Annotated in this window: 19 protein-coding genes and 1 tRNA gene; 13 read left to right on the top strand and 7 right to left on the bottom strand. The window is 51.1% G+C overall.

The window, feature by feature from the left end; genetic code table 11:
* Positions 1 to 184 precede the first annotated feature (184 nt).
* Positions 185 to 1,111: a LysR family transcriptional regulator gene (locus ACI32D_RS08600; protein WP_439776161.1), complete on the bottom strand. Its 927-nt coding sequence runs from the start codon at positions 1,109 to 1,111 to the stop codon at positions 185 to 187.
* Between the two features lie 165 nt (positions 1,112 to 1,276).
* On the opposite strand from ACI32D_RS08600, the gene ACI32D_RS08595 reads away from it, so the two are divergent.
* Both ACI32D_RS08595 and ACI32D_RS08590 read left to right on the top strand, forming a co-directional pair.
* The gene (locus tag ACI32D_RS08595) at positions 1,277 to 3,157 is read left to right on the top strand and encodes a flavocytochrome c (protein WP_439776164.1); all 1,881 of its coding nucleotides are present in this window, start codon (positions 1,277 to 1,279) and stop codon (positions 3,155 to 3,157) included.
* Positions 3,158 to 3,184: 27 nt separating this feature from the next.
* Complete coding sequence (locus ACI32D_RS08590) at positions 3,185 to 3,652, top strand: hypothetical protein (RefSeq protein WP_439776160.1); 468 nt, start codon at positions 3,185 to 3,187, stop codon at positions 3,650 to 3,652.
* Positions 3,653 to 3,719: 67 nt separating this feature from the next.
* Here the strand turns inward: ACI32D_RS08590 and ACI32D_RS08585 are convergent, their stop codons facing one another.
* The 5 genes from ACI32D_RS08585 to ACI32D_RS08565 form a co-directional block, all read right to left on the bottom strand.
* Positions 3,720 to 4,583, bottom strand: coding sequence for a lysophospholipid acyltransferase family protein (locus tag ACI32D_RS08585; protein ID WP_439776159.1), 864 nt, complete (start codon positions 4,581 to 4,583; stop codon positions 3,720 to 3,722).
* An 18-nt stretch (positions 4,584 to 4,601) separates the two neighbouring features.
* On the bottom strand, positions 4,602 to 5,549 hold the full coding sequence (locus tag ACI32D_RS08580) for a glycosyltransferase family 8 protein (RefSeq protein WP_439776158.1): 948 nt from the start codon (positions 5,547 to 5,549) through the stop codon (positions 4,602 to 4,604).
* 38 nt (positions 5,550 to 5,587) lie between these two features.
* A complete protein-coding gene (locus tag ACI32D_RS08575) occupies positions 5,588 to 6,412 on the bottom strand; it encodes a glycosyltransferase (RefSeq protein ID WP_439776157.1) in 825 nt (274 codons plus the stop codon).
* Between the two features lie 29 nt (positions 6,413 to 6,441).
* Positions 6,442 to 7,218 (bottom strand): lysophospholipid acyltransferase family protein, encoded by a 777-nt coding sequence (locus tag ACI32D_RS08570; RefSeq protein WP_439776156.1) that lies wholly within the window; start codon positions 7,216 to 7,218, stop codon positions 6,442 to 6,444.
* 60 nt (positions 7,219 to 7,278) lie between these two features.
* Positions 7,279 to 7,351 (bottom strand) — tRNA-Lys (locus ACI32D_RS08565).
* A 126-nt stretch (positions 7,352 to 7,477) separates the two neighbouring features.
* Here ACI32D_RS08565 and yycF point away from each other — a divergent pair.
* From yycF to ACI32D_RS08510, 11 genes are all read left to right on the top strand, one after another.
* A complete protein-coding gene (gene yycF, locus ACI32D_RS08560) occupies positions 7,478 to 8,206 on the top strand; it encodes a response regulator YycF (protein WP_270448343.1) in 729 nt (242 codons plus the stop codon).
* 48 nt (positions 8,207 to 8,254) lie between these two features.
* The gene (walK, locus tag ACI32D_RS08555; protein ID WP_439776155.1) at positions 8,255 to 10,150 is read left to right on the top strand and encodes a cell wall metabolism sensor histidine kinase WalK; all 1,896 of its coding nucleotides are present in this window, start codon (positions 8,255 to 8,257) and stop codon (positions 10,148 to 10,150) included.
* On the top strand, positions 10,140 to 11,705 hold the full coding sequence (yycH, locus tag ACI32D_RS08550; RefSeq protein ID WP_439776154.1) for a two-component system activity regulator YycH: 1,566 nt from the start codon (positions 10,140 to 10,142) through the stop codon (positions 11,703 to 11,705). Before walK ends, yycH begins: the two co-directional genes overlap by 11 nt.
* Positions 11,705 to 12,505 carry a two-component system regulatory protein YycI gene (locus ACI32D_RS08545; protein WP_439776153.1) on the top strand — a complete coding sequence of 267 codons (801 nt, stop codon included), beginning with the start codon at positions 11,705 to 11,707 and terminating at the stop codon, positions 12,503 to 12,505. Before yycH ends, ACI32D_RS08545 begins: the two co-directional genes overlap by 1 nt.
* A gap of 19 nt (positions 12,506 to 12,524) precedes the next feature.
* Entirely contained in the window at positions 12,525 to 13,322 is a 798-nt protein-coding gene (locus ACI32D_RS08540) for an MBL fold metallo-hydrolase (protein ID WP_439776163.1), read from the top strand.
* A gap of 90 nt (positions 13,323 to 13,412) precedes the next feature.
* A complete protein-coding gene (locus tag ACI32D_RS08535; protein WP_439776152.1) occupies positions 13,413 to 14,702 on the top strand; it encodes a S1C family serine protease in 1,290 nt (429 codons plus the stop codon).
* Between the two features lie 491 nt (positions 14,703 to 15,193).
* On the top strand, positions 15,194 to 15,673 hold the full coding sequence (rlmH, locus tag ACI32D_RS08530; RefSeq protein WP_003620648.1) for a 23S rRNA (pseudouridine(1915)-N(3))-methyltransferase RlmH: 480 nt from the start codon (positions 15,194 to 15,196) through the stop codon (positions 15,671 to 15,673).
* A 115-nt stretch (positions 15,674 to 15,788) separates the two neighbouring features.
* Positions 15,789 to 16,604: a helix-turn-helix domain-containing protein gene (locus tag ACI32D_RS08525; RefSeq protein WP_439776151.1), complete on the top strand. Its 816-nt coding sequence runs from the start codon at positions 15,789 to 15,791 to the stop codon at positions 16,602 to 16,604.
* Positions 16,605 to 16,718: 114 nt separating this feature from the next.
* On the top strand, positions 16,719 to 16,985 hold the full coding sequence (locus tag ACI32D_RS08520; protein ID WP_439776150.1) for a hypothetical protein: 267 nt from the start codon (positions 16,719 to 16,721) through the stop codon (positions 16,983 to 16,985).
* 17 nt (positions 16,986 to 17,002) lie between these two features.
* Positions 17,003 to 17,383 carry a hypothetical protein gene (locus ACI32D_RS08515; protein ID WP_439776149.1) on the top strand — a complete coding sequence of 127 codons (381 nt, stop codon included), beginning with the start codon at positions 17,003 to 17,005 and terminating at the stop codon, positions 17,381 to 17,383.
* Positions 17,384 to 17,554: 171 nt separating this feature from the next.
* Positions 17,555 to 17,896, top strand: a complete 342-nt coding sequence (locus ACI32D_RS08510) for a hypothetical protein (protein ID WP_439776148.1) — start codon at positions 17,555 to 17,557, stop codon at positions 17,894 to 17,896.
* A 65-nt stretch (positions 17,897 to 17,961) separates the two neighbouring features.
* Here the strand turns inward: ACI32D_RS08510 and ACI32D_RS08505 are convergent, their stop codons facing one another.
* Positions 17,962 to 18,330, bottom strand: coding sequence for a pyridoxamine 5'-phosphate oxidase family protein (locus ACI32D_RS08505; RefSeq protein ID WP_439776147.1), 369 nt, complete (start codon positions 18,328 to 18,330; stop codon positions 17,962 to 17,964).
* Positions 18,331 to 18,435 lie beyond the last annotated feature (105 nt).

The following is an 18,435-nucleotide window of genomic DNA, read 5'->3' as shown; positions in this document are numbered from 1 at the left end:
ATACGTCAGCGAACACTTCATTCTTGTCCAGCAGAATTTTTTCAACCAGGTCATTAGTGCCATGAGGCTGGTGTGATTTTCTTTTTGACATGGTTCCTCCAATCTAGGAGGGTGATTTTTCCCTCCACTTACTAATACAAGAAAACACGTCAAAATTTTTTATTTTCTCCAAAAAATTTTTGATTTAGCTGATCTCTTCCTGCAGCTCGGCCGCTTGGAAGGCATTGATCAGGTCTTTTAAGGCTGGCGACAGGTCAGCGCCGCGGCGGACGCCGATAAAGTAGGTCAGCTTGATCTGCTTGGGATCAAGGGGGTAGAGGTTGATTGGCAGGTGCTCCAGCCGCTTCAAGATGCTGGCTGAGGAGACCGTAAAGCCGACCCCATTGACAGCCAGGTTGGTGGCGGTGATGACGCTGTTGGAGGTCATCCGGACATTTGGCTGCACGCGGAAATAATGAAAGAGCCCATTGACCTGGTGGCGGATGGCGGATTCGCCATTGCTCAGGACAAAAGGCTGCTGGAGCAGCTCTTTGGGATCATAAGTCCCGGGATCGAGGATGAAGCGGTCCTTGAGATAGTATTTGGAATTTTCCGGGATCACAATATAGTAGACCTCCCCGCCATTGATATAAGTGTCAATTCCTTGCGCGACAGTTTCCGGCGTTTGCCCCATATAGCAGTCGACATCCCCGCCCAGCAGCCGGTCTTCGCTGGTGTGGGGGAAGCCTTCAGCAATCTGGATCTTGACCTGGGGATGCTTGTCCAAAAAGGCGGGCAGGATCTTAGGCAAAAGGAAGGTGCCCAGGCTTTCCAGAACGGCGATCCGGATGACTTCTTCCTTGTGGTTGCTGAAGCGCTCCAGGGCGTTGGCCAGCTGGTGGCGCTGGGCAGAAATGTTTTCCAGGTACTGGTAGTAGATCTGGCCGGATTCAGTCAGGGTAAAGGGAACCTTGTCCCGGTTGATGATGGTGGTCCCCAGCTTCTTTTCCACCCGCTTGATCAGCTGGGTCAGGTAGGGCTGGGAAATATAGAGGCTTTCAGCGGCCCGGGTGAAGTTGCTTTCCTTGAGCAGGACTTCCAGGTAGTTGAGCATGATGTCGGGATCGTTCATTTTCTTTTGTCTCCATTTTTTGCTAAAAAAGTCTCGTTTTTACGATAACACAAATGTTATTGGTTGATAATATTTAAAGTCGTTCATTTTTTCCAGGAATAATATTAGAATTAAGCTATCAAGTAAAGAAAACGCTAACAAAAGCAAAGGAGCAAAATCATGTCAATGAAATCAGGTACTTACAAGGTTAAGGCCAAGGGCCACGGTTCATCATTCATGCCAATGGAAGTCACTATTGAAAACGACAAGGTGGCGGACATCACGGTTGACTCAGCCGGAGAAACCAGCGGGATCGCTGATGAAGTCTTCAAGCGCCTGCCAAAGGCCATCATCGACGGGCAAACCTTGAACGTCGATGCCGTTTCCGGGGCTTCAATCTCCTCGCAAGGGGTGATCGACGGGGTTGCCGAAGCGATCAATGAAGCCGGCGGGGATGCTGAAGAATGGAAGAAGCGCGACAAGCCAGCTTCTTCAGCGGCAAAGGATGAAGAATACGACACTGACGTGGTTGTCATCGGTGCTGGCGGGGCTGGTCTGGCCGCTGCTACCCGGTCTCTGCAACATGATAAGAAAGTTGTTATTCTGGAAAAGTTCCCGCAACTGGGCGGCAACACTGCCCGGGCCGGTGGTCCAATGAACGCGGCTGAACCTGAATGGCAAAAGGGCTTCAAGGCTCTGCCTGGTGAAAAGGAAACCTTACAGGAACTGGCTGAAACGCCAACCAGCGAAATCGACCCAGAATACGTGGAAGACTTCGAAAAGCTGCGTGACCAAATCAAGGCTTACCTTGACTCAGGTGAAGACTACCTCTTTGACTCAGTTTTGCTGCACGAAATTCAAACCTACCTCGGCGGCAAGCGGGTAGACCTCAAGGGCAACGAAATCCACGGCAAGTACGAATTGGTAACGACTTTGGTCAATAACGTTTTGGACTCAGTCAACTGGCTGACCGACTTGGGCGTGAAGTTTGACCGCAGCGACGTAACCATGCCAGTTGGTGCTTTATGGCGCAGAGGCCACAAGCCGGTTGAACCAATGGGCTTTGCCTTCATCCACGTTTTGGGCGACTGGGTCAAGGCACATGGGGCAACCGTTTTGACTGAAACCCGGGCCAAGCACTTGATCATTGAAGGCGGCAAGGTTACCGGCGTGATTGCCGAAAAGACTGACGGCTCCAAGGTAACTGTCCACGCCAAGAGCGTGATTTTGACTGCCGGCGGCTTCGGTGCCAACACCAAGATGGTGCAAAAGTACAACACTTACTGGAGCGAAATTGCTGATGACATCGCTACGACCAACTCACCAGCTATTACCGGTGACGGAATTGCTTTGGGCCAGGAAGCAGGTGCTGCTTTGACGGGGATGGGCTTCATTCAACTCATGCCAGTTTCTGACCCGGTAACCGGGGAACTTTTCACTGGCTTGCAAACTCCGCCTGAAAACTTCATCATGGTCAACCAAAAGGGTGAACGTTTCGTCAACGAATTTGCGGAACGTGACACTTTGGCTAAGGCAGCGATCGACAACGGCGGCCTCTTCTACTTGATCGCCGACGACAAGATCAAGGAAACTGCCTACAACACCACGCAAGAATCAATCGACGCGCAAGTTGAAGCCGGCACTTTGTTCAGAGCTGACACTCTGGAAGAACTGGCTGAAAAGGTGGGGATGGACCCAGCAGTTTTGACTGACACCATCAAGAAGTACAACTCTTACGTTGATGCCGGCCACGACCCGGAATTCGGCAAGAGTGCCTTCCACCTGAAGTGCGAAGTCGCACCATTCTACGCAACTCCGCGTAAGCCAGCCATCCACCACACTATGGGCGGTCTGGTCATCGATACCAAAGCCCACGTATTGGACGAAGAAGGCCACGTCATCGCGGGCTTGTACTCAGCTGGTGAAAACGCGGGCGGCCTGCACGCCGGCAACCGTTTGGGCGGGAACTCCCTGGCTGACATCTTTACCTTTGGCCGGATCGCTGCCGACACGGCCAACGAAGAAGCTCCAGCGGCTGACGCGGTCAGCGGGGCATCCCAGCACTAAGAGAAATAAACAAGAGAGAGTAATACTATGTTCTACAAAAGCCACTTTGGCACCATTTTGACTTCTGTATTGTCCATGTTCATGGGCCTGGTGATGGCCATCTTTATCATCATCTTGAACCACCTGCCATTCAACTGGGTTAACCTGTTTGAATTGACTGCGGAAATCAACTTGATTGTCTTTTTCTTCAGCTTGTTCATCCCTTACAACGCCTGGGGTGACTGGTTTGCCGGCCTCTTCCACTTAAAAGAAGGCACGGTTGCCTTCAAGCTGGTCCAAGGGATTATCCCTTCCGCCGTTTTGAACACGCTCAACACCTTTATCTGCACCGGTGCCAGCATCTTTTACAACGAGTCTATCCCTAAGGCAGCGCGGATGACCGCCTACCTTAACGGCTGCAAGGAAGCCTGGATTCCATGCTTTATCGTATCCTACGTTGCTTCTTTCGCGGCTGTCTGGCTGGGCAAGAAGGTTGCTGAAAAATACGTCAAGTAATTGCCGATAAAAAATAAGATCATGAAGGAGCAATTTTCCTTCATGATCTTTTTGTCTCTAGCAAAAATTATTCTCCCCGCCAGCCGGCAATATCCCAGCTGGTGAAGTCATAGTCCAGTTTCTTCTTGTAGATTCTTTCGTAGGCCTGGACCTTCAGCTTGTAATCTTCTTCCATCAAGCGGCTGGCATTCTCGCTGGCCGTCTTGGTCGGGTCCGGGTAAAGCACGTCCAGAACATGTACGGTGTACCGGGTCTGGTAGAAGTGCTCGTTCTTCTTTTCCAATTTTGGCAGGTCCTGGATTTCCACAAAAGTCGAAATCACCGGCACGTTGCACTTGGCCGCGAAGTAGTAGGCTCCGCGCTGCGGCTTGCGGGGCTTGCGGTAGTTCCACCACATCTCCTGCTCCGGGAAGATCAGGACCCAGTGATCCTGATTAAAGGCGTGGTTCAAGTGCTGGATGAATTCCCGGCCCAGGTAGTTGGGACTCTGGGTTAAAGGAATTGAACCCATATTGTTCATGATGTAGGAGAAGAAGCCCGGCAGCTTCAAGTTGGTTTCCTCAATCACGATGTCCATCCGCCGGTAGGCCTTTTGAGCCAGGCGGTTAACGGCCAAAGCATCGATCTGGTTGAAGTGGTTGGCGGTCACGATGGCCCCACCTTTTGGCAGGCCGTTCAGCTTATCTATACCAGTTACCTTGGTTGAACCAGAAATCGTCTTGGTCAAAGCCTGCAGCAGCTCGTGGCCCACGGCCCCGTCAAATTTTGTCTTGACCTTGTCCTGCTTTTGCCAAAAATCTTCCACCAGAGCCAGCTTTTCCTCGCTGGTCATCATTGGATCGCCGATTTCTGTCTTGGCGGTAAAGTTCCGTTCGTTCGCGGCCTGCTTGATATTGTGAATCACGTCCAGGCGCTTGTCACCGATAATCATCTTATTCTCCTTAGTTCCTTACAGGGTAACCTTGACTTTCTGTTTCACGTGGAACCAGTTTTGCGGATCATGCAAAATCTGGCCGACCATGTCGACCATGCCCTGCATCTTGGCCAGTTCGTCCTTCCGGTCCTGGTCAGTAAACTTGGCCAGCTGCTTTTGCAATTCTTCGTAAAAAGGCGTCTCCTTAGCAGCCTGCCAGAAGTAGCTGCCGTACTTGACTTCTTCAAAGTGCCAAGGCTTGTAGAAGAGGTTGTAGTGGATCAAGTAAGGATCAGCCATTTCCGGGTCAAAGTCGTTAGGCATGGCGTCCCAGCGCGGGTCCAGCAGCTTGATCCGGCCAGAGCAGATCTCGTTTAAGTAGTCCTGGTCAGGGGCAATCGAGTTGAACTGGTAGGTTGACAGGAGCTGCAGGAACTTGTCTAAAAAGCCTTCTTCCCGCATGGCCTGGCAGTTCATGACCAAAACGCCGGAATTGACGTATTTGTCTGGATCGATCCCCAGGCAGTCTCTGATGTAGGTCTGCAAGGGCTCGATGTAGTGGACCGACTGGTCATGGCAGGCAGCGACCAGGTTGTTTCCCAATTCCGTCTGGTAGAGGCCGGCGATGTCGGCGTTCACGACCGTGTCAGCATCGATATAAACCGCCTTGTCGTATTCCGGGAAGAGGTCCGGGATGAAAAGGCGGTAGAAGATCGACAGGGTGAAGAAGTCGGCCCGGAGATAGTTGCCTTTTTTATTTTGAATCTGGGCAAAAAGCTGGTCATCCAGCTGGCGGAAGATGATCTTGACATTGTCTTTTTCAAAAGCAGCCAGGGCTTGCTGGTTGGCTGGGCTCAGCCCCTGGTGCAGGATGATGATTGTGTAGTCGTTTTGACTTCCGGCGTTTTTCGCCAAAGAGCTCAAAGATACGGCCAGGTAGGGGGTAAAGTCGTCGCTGATGGTGTAAAAAATTGGAATCGTCATTTTTCTTTCCTCCGAAAGCAGTCTTGCTCTTTTTTGTCTTACAGCTGGTCCTTCAGCTGCAGGTATTCATTGAGCAGGTCGTCATATTCGTGCAGGTTGAGCACGCTGTGGACCCGTTTCACGTCCCAAGGCTTGACCGTCTGGGTTCTGAAGTAAGGGAAGAAGCGGAAGCTGGTGGTAAAGTGCTGGATGACCGTGTCGTCCTGGAGGGCGTATTGCTCATTGTACTTGCGGGGGGCAATCCGCTTTTCCTTGGCCAATTTATTGATGGCCGTCTGGTCGGGCAGGAACATCTTCTGGACCTGCATCAAGTGCCGGACCCGTTTAAAGAGGCCGGTCCGCTTGATTTCCGGCATGTTCAAAAGGAGGACCCCGGAATTTAGATAGTCAAAAAGCTTCTTTTGATTGTGGAAGAAGAAGCGGCCGAAGTAGTCCAGAACCCCAACCAGTTCCGTCCCGGTCAAGTCCTGGGTGTAGAACTGGTCAACCGGCCGGCGGATGATCACGTCGTCATCCAGGTAGAGAATGCGGTCTGGAATCTGCGGCAGCTCGTCGGCAAAAAGTCGGAGCATGGCATATGGGGTGAAGCGGGTGCCCATGTTGGCCGTCGGCGGCTCCTTGATGAAATTTTCGGTGCAGTCGATCAGTTCCAGGCTGCTGTTAGGATTGTCAGCCACGATGAGAGAACGGATGAAGTCAGCCGCGTGCTGGCTGAAGGGCTTAAAGGACCGGTGTTTGCTGTGGGCCTTCATGGTCAGGATGTAGACGTGAATTTCCTCGCCGCGCTCGGCTTTCAGCAGTGATAAGACGGCAATCAGCACGCCTCTTTCAGCGTTGTGGTCACCGCAAAAAAGAAAGTTCATGATTCTGCCTCCTTTTTAGTAGAAAAATTCTATTTCCTACTGTCAATTTTAACATACGAGCAATATTCGCAAGTGCTCAGTTTTGCCCGCTCCCGCATGCTTTGAGCAATTTCATCATGCAGCTTTTCCTGGGCCGCCTTCTTGCCCAGACTCTTGTCCGGGTAAAAGGGACCGTCGATGTAGACCGTGATTTTCGGCCGCTTGCGCCAGCGGCAGGGCTGGTAGGTGGTCGTCATGGCAAAAGCCGGGGCCTTTAAGCTGACCGGGAAGTTGAAGCTGGTCGCCGGGAAGGGGCGGATCTTGGTGTAGTAGGGCCAAAGGTGGGCTTCCGGGTAGATGACGATAGCCGCCTTCTTTTCTTCATAGGCGTACTTGACGTCCTTGAGCAGGCTGATGGACTGCTTGATGTTTTTGCCGACCGGCAGGCCGGCAACGGGAATTACGTACTTGCCTAAAAAAGGAATCCCCCAATTGGCCTGGGCAGCCAGGGCATAGTAGCGGTAGGGATTGACGATGGTCATGGGCGTGAAGGGGTCACCCAGCATCTGGGTGTGGTTGCCGTAGACAAAGTAGCCCTGCTTTTTAAAGGGGCGCAATTTTTCCTTGCCTTTGACTCTGACCAGCAAAAAGAGGCGGGAGTAGAGCCAGGCAAAGGCGCAGGCCAGGCTGCGGACTAAACCATTCCAGATTCGCCAGCCAAATCCCTTCCGGAAGACCTGGTAGTCGTCTGGTAATTGGAAGTCCTGCTGGGCGGAACTGACCAGGTCCTCGCTTTCGCTGTGGTAGTAGTAAGTCTTTTTACTCATAAAAAGTCCCCGCTTGCTGTAAAATAAAAAAAGCACTGCGAGTGCAGTGCTTAGGGATGATGGGTCGTCAGGGGATCGAACCCTGGACACCCGGATTAAGAGTCCGGTGCTCTGCCAGCTGAGCTAACGACCCGTGTCAACCAACACTTTTATTATGCCATAAATCTCAGCAAAAGCAATCTCCTTTTTTACATTAATTGTAATTTTTTTAATTTCGCGAACAAATCAAGTATAATAGGGACAGTGAAGGAGGTCTATGATGCCTAAAAAAATTCTCGTCGTTGACGACGAAAAGCCGATTTCCGATATCATCAAGTTTAACTTGACCAAAGAGGGTTTTGATGTAGAGACCGCTTATGACGGCGAGGAAGCTGTCGAGAAGGTTGAAGAATACAACCCTGACTTAATGATTTTAGACTTAATGCTTCCGAAGAAAGACGGGCTGGAAGTAGCCCGGGAAGTCCGCCAGACCCACGACATGCCGATCATCATGGTTACCGCCAAGGGCGGCGAGATCGACAAGGTCCTCGGCCTGGAAATGGGGGCGGACGACTACGTGACCAAGCCTTTCTCCAACCGTGAGCTGGTGGCCCGGGTCAAGGCTAATTTGCGCCGCCGGGACATCGTCAAGAAGGCAGTGGAAGTCAACCAGCAAAAGGAAAAAGAACAGGAAAGCAATGACATCCAGATCGGCAACCTGCTGATCAAGCCGGATGCCTACCTGGTCGAAAAGAACGGGGAAAAGATCGAACTGACCCACCGGGAGTTTGAATTGCTCTACTACATGGCCCAGCATATGGACCAGGTCATGACCAGAGAGCACCTCTTGCAGACGGTCTGGGGCTACGACTACTTCGGCGACGTCCGGACGGTCGATGTAACGGTTCACCGCTTGCGGGAAAAGATTGAGGACAACCCGGTCCGGCCGAAAATTTTGGTCACCCGGCGGGGTGTCGGCTACTTCGTCAAGCAGCAAACAGAAGAATAATTTTTCAGAGCCACTGTTTGAGGTGGCTTTCTTTATGTGGATGGATTAATGAAGAAAGATAAAAAAGCACGCAAAGAGAAAGTGAAGAGAGAGAAGACCCACCGGCTTAAACGCCTGGTCAGCTCGATTCAGACCAAGATCGCCATTATCTTCATGCTCCTGTTGCTGGCCACGATTGAAATCATCGGGGCCTACTTTACCCGGCAGATGGAGCAGACCAGCATTGACAACTTTCAAACTACGATTCAGCTGCAGTCGATCGTGACCGACCAGTTGACTACCCAGCTGGTCAAGAATGGCAAAAGCGCTGACCGGAAGATGAACCAGATCATCACCGACTACAGCAACGACGCGATTTCTGAGATCCAGGTCGTGGACAATAAAAACGTGATCCGGGCCGTGTCCAACCTAAATGACAAAAACCGGGTGGGGCAATTGTCCAACAATGGCGATATCCGGGAAGTGATCAACTCCGGCCAGCAGAAGACCCAGATCACTAGCGGCCAGAAGGGCAGCTTCATGGTCCAGATCGTGCCCCTGACCAGCGGGACCAACATCGTCGGGGCAGTCTATGTCCGGGCCAGCATGGCTGACGTCTTCAACAACTTGCGCAACGTCTCGATGATGTTTTTGACGGCCTCGCTTATTGCCGTAATCGTGGCGGCGATTGCCTCCATGTTTATTTCCCGGGCAATAACCCGGCCGATTGAAGAGCTCCGCCAGCAGGCCATCCAAGTGGCTGACGGGGACTATTCGACCCAGGTCAAGATCTACTCAAATGACGAACTGGGCCAGCTGGGGGCGGCCTTTAACACCCTCTCAGCCAAGATCGAGCGGTCCAATGAGCAGTCAGAATCTGAGCGCCGGCGGCTGGACAGTGTCCTGTCCCACATGACCGACGGGGTGATCGCGACTGACCGGCACGGGAACGTGTCGATCATGAACCAGATGGCCCAGGACTTCCTGGACATCAAGGCCGAAGACGCGATCAACAAGCCTATTTCCCAAGTTCTGGGCCTGGGGGACGAATACACTTCCCAGGACTTGATCTCCAACCAAAGCGACATGCAGGTCACGGTCAATGCCGGTACGGATGATGAAATGATCCTGCACGCCAGCTTTACCCTAATCAAGCGGGTCACGGGCTTTGTGTCCGGGGCCGTCTGCGTCTTGCACGACGTGACTGAGCAGATCAAAAATGAAGATGAGCAGCGGCAGTTCGTTTCCAACGTTTCCCATGAATTGCGGACTCCTTTGACCAGCGTCCGGGCTTATATTGAAGCCCTGAATGAGGGGGCCTGGAAGGATCCGGAGATTGCCCCGCAGTTTTTGGAAGTCACGCAAAAGGAAACTGAACGGATGATCCGGATGGTCAATGACCTTCTGGTTCTGTCCAGAATGGACCGGGGGGCCACCAAGCTGGAACCGGAATGGGTCAACTTTACCGACTTTGTTGCCCACCTGCTCAACCGCTTTGACATGATTGTCGAGCATGATCAGGGCGAGGCCCAAAGCGATACCAAGGAATACGTGATCAAGCGGGACCTGGGCAACCAGGCCCTGTGGGTGGAAATCGACACCGACCAGATGATGCGGGTAATCGACAATATCATGAACAACGCCATCAAGTATTCCCCTGACGGGGGGACCATTACGGTCCGCTTGACCCAGAACCAGAACCAGATCCTGCTTAGCATCAGCGACCAGGGGCTGGGGATTCCGAGAAAGGACCTGGGCAAGATTTTTGACCGCTTCTACCGGGCAGACAAGGCCCGGTCCCGGGCTCAAGGTGGGACCGGCTTGGGCCTGGCCATCGCCAAGGAAATCGTGACGGCCCATGGCGGCCGGATCTGGGCTGACAGCCGGGAAGGACATGGGTCAACCTTCTACATTGCCCTGCCATATGAACCAATGGATGAGGAGGATGAATGGGATGAAGTTTAAATTCAAGTTCAAATTCAATGATTTTCTCCTCCACCTGGCGACCTTGACCGTGATTTTGATCTCGATCGGCCTCTGGGTCACGGTGATGACCAGTGACCAGCGCTTCAGCCGGATCAGCAATGAGTCTTCATCGCAAAGTTCTGCTTCTTTGACGACCCACTACCGGAATATCCAGACTTTTTACGCTCCTGGCCAGACCTATGTCTTTCAAGACGGGGTCCGCTATCAAGTGCATGACGCCAAACGGAACCTGCCTTTGAAATTTGTCCAGTACCTGGAAAAGGTCAAGCTGGGGGTAATTGAGAAGGTATCGGATGATTCTGCCGATTACAAGAAACTGCTGGATGACCAGAACTATATCATGTTTGCCTACCCGGACCAGATCAATTTCACGGTGCTTTTAGGCAAGAAGCAAGCCAATTCCAGCCTGCAGTTCAACCGGGTCTTTGTCCCGGCCAAGAGCAAGATTCGCTATCTTTACTTTGGCAACGACAGCGGCAGCCGGGTTTACCGGGTGAAGATCAAGTCTGGCTCTTTTCAGCAGCTGGTCAAGTACGTAAAGAGTGCTCAAGACAAGCAGGAGGTCAGCTTCCTGCATTTGAAGAAGCTTTATGTGCCTTTTTATGCTCAAGCAGTTAAAGTTAAGGAATACAGCTACCTCATCAGCTACCAGTCCAGCAGCTATTATGCCTCCAGGCTTCTGGGCAGCAGCTATCGCAAGTCGGTGGCCAAGAATGGCCGCACGGTCTACACGGCTGGCTATTCCAAGCGCCTGCAGATTCCTAAGGAAGGCAAAGGCAGTGACCACCAGTATCTTTACCAAAACTATCTGACTGGCCAAGAGCGGACGGCCACTCAGCGAATGCTGGAAAGTGCCGCTTATGTCAAGCAGCTGGGCCTGGTTGAGCAGGATCTGCGCTTTTTTGAAAGCAGCGGCAAGACGGTGTCTTATATCAACTATATTGAAGGCTATCCGATTTTTGCCAATGACACCCTGGCCCAAACCCAGGTGACCATGGGAACGGAAACGGTCAGCGTGGCTTTCAGCAGCATGAACCTGCAGATCCCGATCCCTTATGACGGGCAGGCCAAGACCCTGCCTAAGACCGCGACCTTGCTTAAAGAGCTGGGCAGCATCGGCATCAAAGAAAGTGAAATCGAGAGGATCACCATCGGCTACCATATCAAGGCCGACAAGAAGCGCAGCGACTTGATCACTCTGGTGCCAACCTACTTTATCAAGGTAGGCGGCAGCTGGAACAGCCTGGCTGGCTGGAAGAAGGCTAAGGCCGAAAATGCTGATCTTTTGATTGACGGATCCAGCTCCAGCAGTTACTCGTCTTCAACTAGCTCCAGCCAGTCCAGCAGTGAGGCAAGCTCACCTTCCAGCTCAAGCGGCAGCCAAGCGGGCAGCCAGGCTCCGGAAAGCAGTCAGGAAGCGTCTTCCAGCAGCCGCAGCCAATCAGTGTCTGAATCCAGCTCCAGTTCCAGCAGCTCCAGCTCAAGTTCAGCCGTATCATCAAGTTCAGTCAGCTCAGAGGAGGAAGAAAACTAATGGATCATCGCAAAATTGAATGGCTTTTTCTGATCCTCTTCTGCCTGGTCGACATTTACCTTTTGATTGAGCTCTGGCGGGCACCGGTCACTTTGACTTCTTCAACCAGCTCAGTGACGACCTCGACCAGCTTGAAGGCTGAAATGAAGTCGGACAATATCACGGTTCCCTCCCTGTCCAGGAAGGGGGACTCGGGCTACTACCTGGCCACAAGAAGCAAGAGCGACTTGAAAGAAGCCGCCAAGAAGCTCAGCAGCGACGTGTCCACCAGCTATGCTGAAGGGGACAAGACCCTGTACGCGACTATGAAAAACGCGATTTCGCTGGAGCGGATGACGGTAAGTGAATTCAAGAATGACAAAAATTACGTGCTGCATGGCAAGCAGTATGTTTATGCCAAGAACCTTTCCAGCAACAGCAGCTACGTTTACGTGCAGAAGTCCCAGTACGGGCAGGTCTACAGCAGCCTGGCCCAGCTGGTGGTCAACGTCAAGGACAAGAAGATCACGGGCTACTACCAGACCTATTTGAGTGACTTGACCAGCGTGCGGGAATTGCAGGCTACCATCAGCCCCTGGCGGGCAGTCACCAACCTCTATACCACCCGGGAACTGGCCGACAACTCCCGGGTGATGCAGGTCAAGCTGGGCTACACCAAATTGACCGAGGTCCGGGGCAGCGTGATCTTTGTCCCGACCTGGCTGGTCTGGATCGAAAACAAGAGCAGCAAGAGCAGCAGTTTGAAGCGGGTCAACGCCTTTAATGGCCAGCTTTTGCAAAACAGTACATTGGATGATTAAGGGCAGGAAGGGAACAAATTTGCAATTCGCGGTATTATCAAGCGGATCAGCGGGCAACTGCAGCTTGCTGATGACTGACCAGCACAAGATTTTGATGGACGCCGGGCTTTCGGGCAAGAAGACTAAGGAGCTTTTAGCCAAGGTAGGCGTGGCGATTGAAGACTTGGACATGGTCTTTTTAAGCCACGACCATGGCGACCACAGCGGAGGAATGGGGGTCCTTATGCGCCGCTATCCCCAGCTGAACGCCTTCAGCAACACGGGAACCTGGAAGTACCTGGAGGAGACCGGCAAGATCGGCCGCCTGCCGGAAGAGCAGATCAATGTGATTGAGCCGGGCCAGACCAAGTGCTATGGGGACTTGGAAGTGACGGCTTTTGCCACCAGCCATGACGCGGCTCAGCCCCAGTACTACGTTTTTTCCAGCGGGGGCAAGCGCCTGGCCTGCTTGACGGACACGGGCTACGTGTCGGAAGAAGTCGAATATGAGATTCAAGACGCGGATGCCTATTTGCTCGAGTTCAACTATGACGACCTGATGCTGAGAAGCGGCCCCTATCCCTGGAGCCTGCAGCAGCGGGTCCGGTCAGATCATGGCCACCTGTCAAACGAGCAGGCGGCTGAGACTCTGGCCAGGGTTATCAGTTCTAAAACCAAGCATGTTTTCATGGCCCACCGCAGCCAGCAGAACAATTTGAATTATTTGGCCCGGGACGTGGCGGAGCAGGTTCTGGCGGAGAAAGATGCCGACGTCTCCAGTGACCTGGAATTGCACGATACCGAGCCGATGACGCCGAGTTCTTTAATTAATTTATAATACGAGGGCTTTAAAGCTTTTAATACGTTTTGTTCATATATACTTCAAAAAGCTTGGATATGATAATGACAACGATAAGGAGTGATAACCATGTCTGAAGAACAAGATAAGCAAAGAAACACGCGCAAGAAGGAAAATAACCGTTTGTTAACTAAAGCGGCCATCATTGGGGTCGTTGCCGGTCTTTTGGGCGGGGGGATTGCTTACGGCGGCTTGTCAGCAGCCAATTTGAATAGCAATTCTTCATCATCCACGGCCAGCTCAAGCACCAGCAGCAATACTGGTGAAACCGGGTCAGTGACGACTTCATCCAGCGGCACTACTAAGGTCAACAAGTCAACGACCACCAGCGGGACGATGACTTCCGCTTACAAGAAGGTCCAGAACGCGGTTGTTTCAGTCTTGAACTACAAGTACACTTCCAGTTCATCATCAAGCTCTGACATCTACAGCATGTTCGGCTATGGCGATTCAGATTCCAGCTCAGATTCATCCAGCTCCAAGAAGTCTTTGACTTTGTACTCTGAAGGTTCCGGGGTCATCTACACAACGGCAAACGGCAAGGGCTACATCGTCACTAACAACCACGTTATTTCCGGGGCAGCCAAGGTGAAGGTCATCCTGGCTTCCGGGAAGACGATTTCCGCTAAGGTTGTCGGCAAGGACTCAACCAGTGACTTGGCTGTCCTGTCAATCGACTCCAAGTACGTAACCCAGACCGCTTCATTTGGTGACTCCAGCAGCCTGCAGTCAGGGCAGACGGTGATTGCCATCGGTTCACCAGAAGGGTCTGAATACGCGTCTACGGTAACGCAAGGGATCATTTCCTCACCAAGCCGGACGATCACTTACAACTCCAACCAGATGACGGTCATCCAGACGGACGCGGCCATCAACTCCGGTAACTCCGGTGGTCCATTGGTCAACTCTGACGGCCAGGTTATCGGGATCAACTCCATGAAGCTGTCCAGCTCCAGCAGTGGCGACTCAGTTGAAGGGATGGGCTTCGCGATCCCGTCAAACGAAGTTGTGACGATCGTCAACCAATTGGTCAAGAAGGGGAAGATCACCCGGCCGCAATTGGGCATCAAGGTTGCGGCGATTGCTGAACTGAACAGCTACTACAAGAAGCAGCTGGGCATTTCAACCAGTCTGAAGAAGGGCCTGTACGTGGCTAGCGTAACTTCAGGCAGCGCGGCAGCCAGTGCCGGGATCAAGAAGGGCGACGTGATTACGGCTGCTGACGGCAAGACGGTCAACGACGTGGCCACCCTGCACAGCATCTTGTACAGCCACAATGTTGGCGACAAGGTCAAGATCACGGTTAACCGGAACGGCAAGACCATGACCTTCACGGTAACCCTGCAGGCAAGCAACTAATTTAAGAACAAATAATCCAGTGGATCAGCAGATCTGCTGGATTTTTTGCTTTTTTCAAAACAAAAGCAGGGTAAAGCCAAGGTAAAGTTCGGAAATATTTCTTGTCAAGGAAAATTTTTAGGGAGACTTTATCCCCAATCCTGTGGAAAAGACTGTGAATTGTGCAAAAAATGGGGTAAAAAGCTCCTGAAAAGTTGTGGATAAGCTGTGGATTGTGTGTAAGTTCCACGGGCAAAAGTCATGTTAAAACGTCTGTTCAAGGCGGCAGGCCGGGCTTTTTCGGTGATTGTTTGTGAAAATGTCCAGTCCACAGGCGGCTTGTGGAATGGTTACACGGGATTTTAGAAATTTTTTGGCAAAAAGCTAGACCTAGATAGAATTCTGCTCTAGTCCACTAGATCTAGAAAAGGCCTTTCCACAGCTGTGGAAAAAAGCGGTTGATAAACTGTTAATTGTGGGGATAGAAGCAAAAATGGTAAAATAGGTGCATTATGAATATCAAAATTGTTTGCGTTGGAAAATTAAAAGAGAAGTATTTTAAGGATGGGATCGCGGAGTACCAGAAGCGGCTGAGCCGCTTTGCCAAGGTAGAGATAGTGCAGGTGCCGGATGAGAAGGCGCCGGAAAGCCTCAGCCCGGCCCAGATGGAAGAAGTCAAGAAGCGGGAAGGCGAGCGGATCCTAAGCAAGATCAAGGACAAGGAATATGTCTACGTCCTGGCCATTAAGGGCAAAGAGCGGGCTAGTGAAGAGTTTGCCAAGGAACTGAAGGATCTGGGAACCTACGGGCATTCCGACATTACTTTCGTGATCGGGGGGAGTCTGGGGACCAGTGACGCGGTCAACAAGCGGGCTAACGACCTGTTTAGTTTCGGCAAGCTGACCATGCCCCACCAATTGATGCGGCTGGTTTTGATTGAGCAGATCTACCGGGCCTTCATGATCAACTCTGGCAGTCCTTACCACAAGTAGAATAGATTATTTAGCCTCTCCTGGGAAATATGCAGGAGAGGCTTTTTGTATACGAATTAGTCTAGTGCTAGAATCTAAGGTGAAAGTGTTTTATTAGGGGGAGCTGAATAGAAAAATGGAGATCTGTGATTTGCTCAAGCAGACCAGAATAGATTTGGGCCTAACCCAACAGGAAATGGCGGGAGAAGTCATGTCGGTGGCCCAGTACTCCCGGATTGAGAGCGGGGAGCAGCGGATCAAGGCCGAGGATCTGCTGGAGCTTTTGGAAAGCCACAACTATGATTTGGGCTACTTTTTCACCAAAATGATTTATAGCCGGCGAGAGGAAAAAGAGGCTGACTGGATCAATATCGAGTTCCGGGTGAAGAGCGCCTTTTATGATTGGAACTGGGAAAAGATGAGCTTTTTGAAAGAGCAGGCGGCCAATCTGACGGGGAAGACGGCCTTGCGAATCGGTAGTGACCTGGTGGCTTATCTGCTGGAGCCAGGTGATAAGGATCATGAGCAGCTGAAAAACGAGGTATCGGATTATTTCTTCAGTCTGGACAATTGGATGGACGATACGGAAGCAATTGTTGTTTTTGCCGCGGCGATTCAGTTGATGAAGTTTGATATTGCCTACTTTTGGCTGAGTGAACTGCTAGACAAGTATCAACAGATCGATAATTTTTCTAGAGACCAGCAGGAAGCGGTAGGCAAGGCCTGTGTCAGCTTCTGTCAGCGCTGCAGGAAAGAAGGCATTGCCAAGGCGGCCAAGCCGGCCATAGAAGTTCTAGGACAGCTGTCTCCTTGCCTGGAGTTTGTAGCCTACCGCTTGCTTGGCAAGTATTACGCGGGGCTTTTTTCAGGGCAAGATGAGGAGGCGGAAAGAATCAAGGGGATACTCAGAGAATCTGGACTGGAAAGATTTGTCGATCATTTTCTCTTGTGAAGATTTGCAGATCTGCAAATGCTGATTCATATCTGCAATTTTGCTCTCTAGCTGGAAAAAGCGATGTAGAATAGCCATGTAAACGGATTATGAGTCATGAAAGGGACGATTTAAATGACTAAAACAGAGCATTACATGTGGCTGGCTCCAGCAGCGGCTTGGGTGATTGGCGCCTGCCTTTTGCTGGGCCTTGTAATTGACCGGGTGGTAGGCCTGTATTTCGGCTTGACCTGGTACTGGACTTCGGCTGTTGTTGCTTTGGCGGTCAGTCTGGTTCTGGCCAGCTACCGCTGGCGGGGGAAGGCAGTCTTTAACTATTGGCTGGCCGGCATCCTCTTGGCCGTCAGCCTAATCAGCTGCGTGATGGCCTGGGTTGGGTAAAAACGAAGGTGACAGAGATGAAATTCTTAAAGATTTTAGTCAAAGTGGTTGATGTAATCTTACTATGCTTTTTGACTGTGGTAGTTTGCTCAAATCTAAAGGACTACATCAATGCCCTAAGAACGATCAAAGGGACTGATTTAAAGGTAACAGTTTTTGGCCATGTGATTTTAATTTTGGTCTTACTGACAGAATTAGCCTTAGCAGTATTTAGCCAAAAAATTCCCCGTAAGCCGTTCTTGATTATTGGCCTAGTTTGCATCGCCTTGACGTTGATAGGACTGATTACGCCAATCGCTTTTGGTCCGGGCAATTTACCACTTAACTTCTTGGCCTTAGTGTTATTGGCTGTTAGCCGCTTTTTGCAAGAAAACATAGCTCAGAAGAGAACGTTGTGAAGAGCAAAAGTTATTAAACTTAGCAAGAACCACGCGTTAACATACGCAAGTTTGGTAGGCGGATTTTTTAACAAAAGCAAAAAATGACGGCTGCCGCAAGAATCACTGCTCCAAAATTGAAATTGAACTTATAATATAAGTGAATAGTTTTCTGGAAATAGGAGCGTGATTATGATGAAAAACTTTGCAACTAAGCCAGCCGTTAAAACTGTCTTCTTGCTGGCCGGTATCTGTTTGGCCTTGTTTATGGCGGTTCAGTGGATCTTTGCCTTGGGCGACCCAGGTCCAGTTTCATGGACAATCGCTGGCATGATCGCGATCACCCTGCTGACCCTATTTCTGGGTCTCACGCCCTTGACCAAGCTCAGCCCGGCAGTAGGCTACGTAACTGCTGCAGCATTAGCGGTTATCGTCTTGATTTTTGTCTTCAATATTCATGAATACATCTCAATCGGCATTTTGTACCTAATCTACGCGGCCCTGGCCTGTGGCCTTTTACGGGCTAAAAAATAATAGATAGACAGAAAAATGGCTTCCGGGATTTTCTCCCAGAAGCCATTTTCATTATGCTGATTTGATTAAGCGAAGATTTCTTCAACTTCAACTACTACGGCAGCAGCAGTTTCCGGCTTGCCAACCTTAGCAGCGTATTCCTTGGCGAAGTCGTCGCCTTCGTGGATAGTCACGCTGCCGACCACGCGCACGTTAGTGTGGCTTGGCACGTCAGCAACTACGACAGCAACCTTGCTGCCGTTCTTGATGTTTTCCCACAAGTGTGAGAAGGTAACTTCACTCCAAACCAGGTGCTTGTCGTCCAAGGCAGTTACAGAACCCTTAGGACCAACTTGTGGGTTGCCGTCCTTGTCAACGGAAGCAACGAATGCCAAAGCGTCGTTAAAGAACTTTTGTTGGTCAGCAGTCAAAGTAGTAGCGTCTAATTTCTTCATAATGGTAATTTCCCTTCTTTTTACTTAAGTAGCAATTTTTTCTCTTGATACTTAGTATTATAGGACCTCCCCAGGCAAAAGAAATTGATCTAGGTCAATTTTATA

The sequence above is a fragment of the Lactobacillus sp. genome (genome assembly GCF_051873315.1).
GTDB lineage: Bacteria > Bacillota > Bacilli > Lactobacillales > Lactobacillaceae > Lactobacillus.
This window is presented reverse-complemented; position numbering and strand designations above follow the sequence as displayed.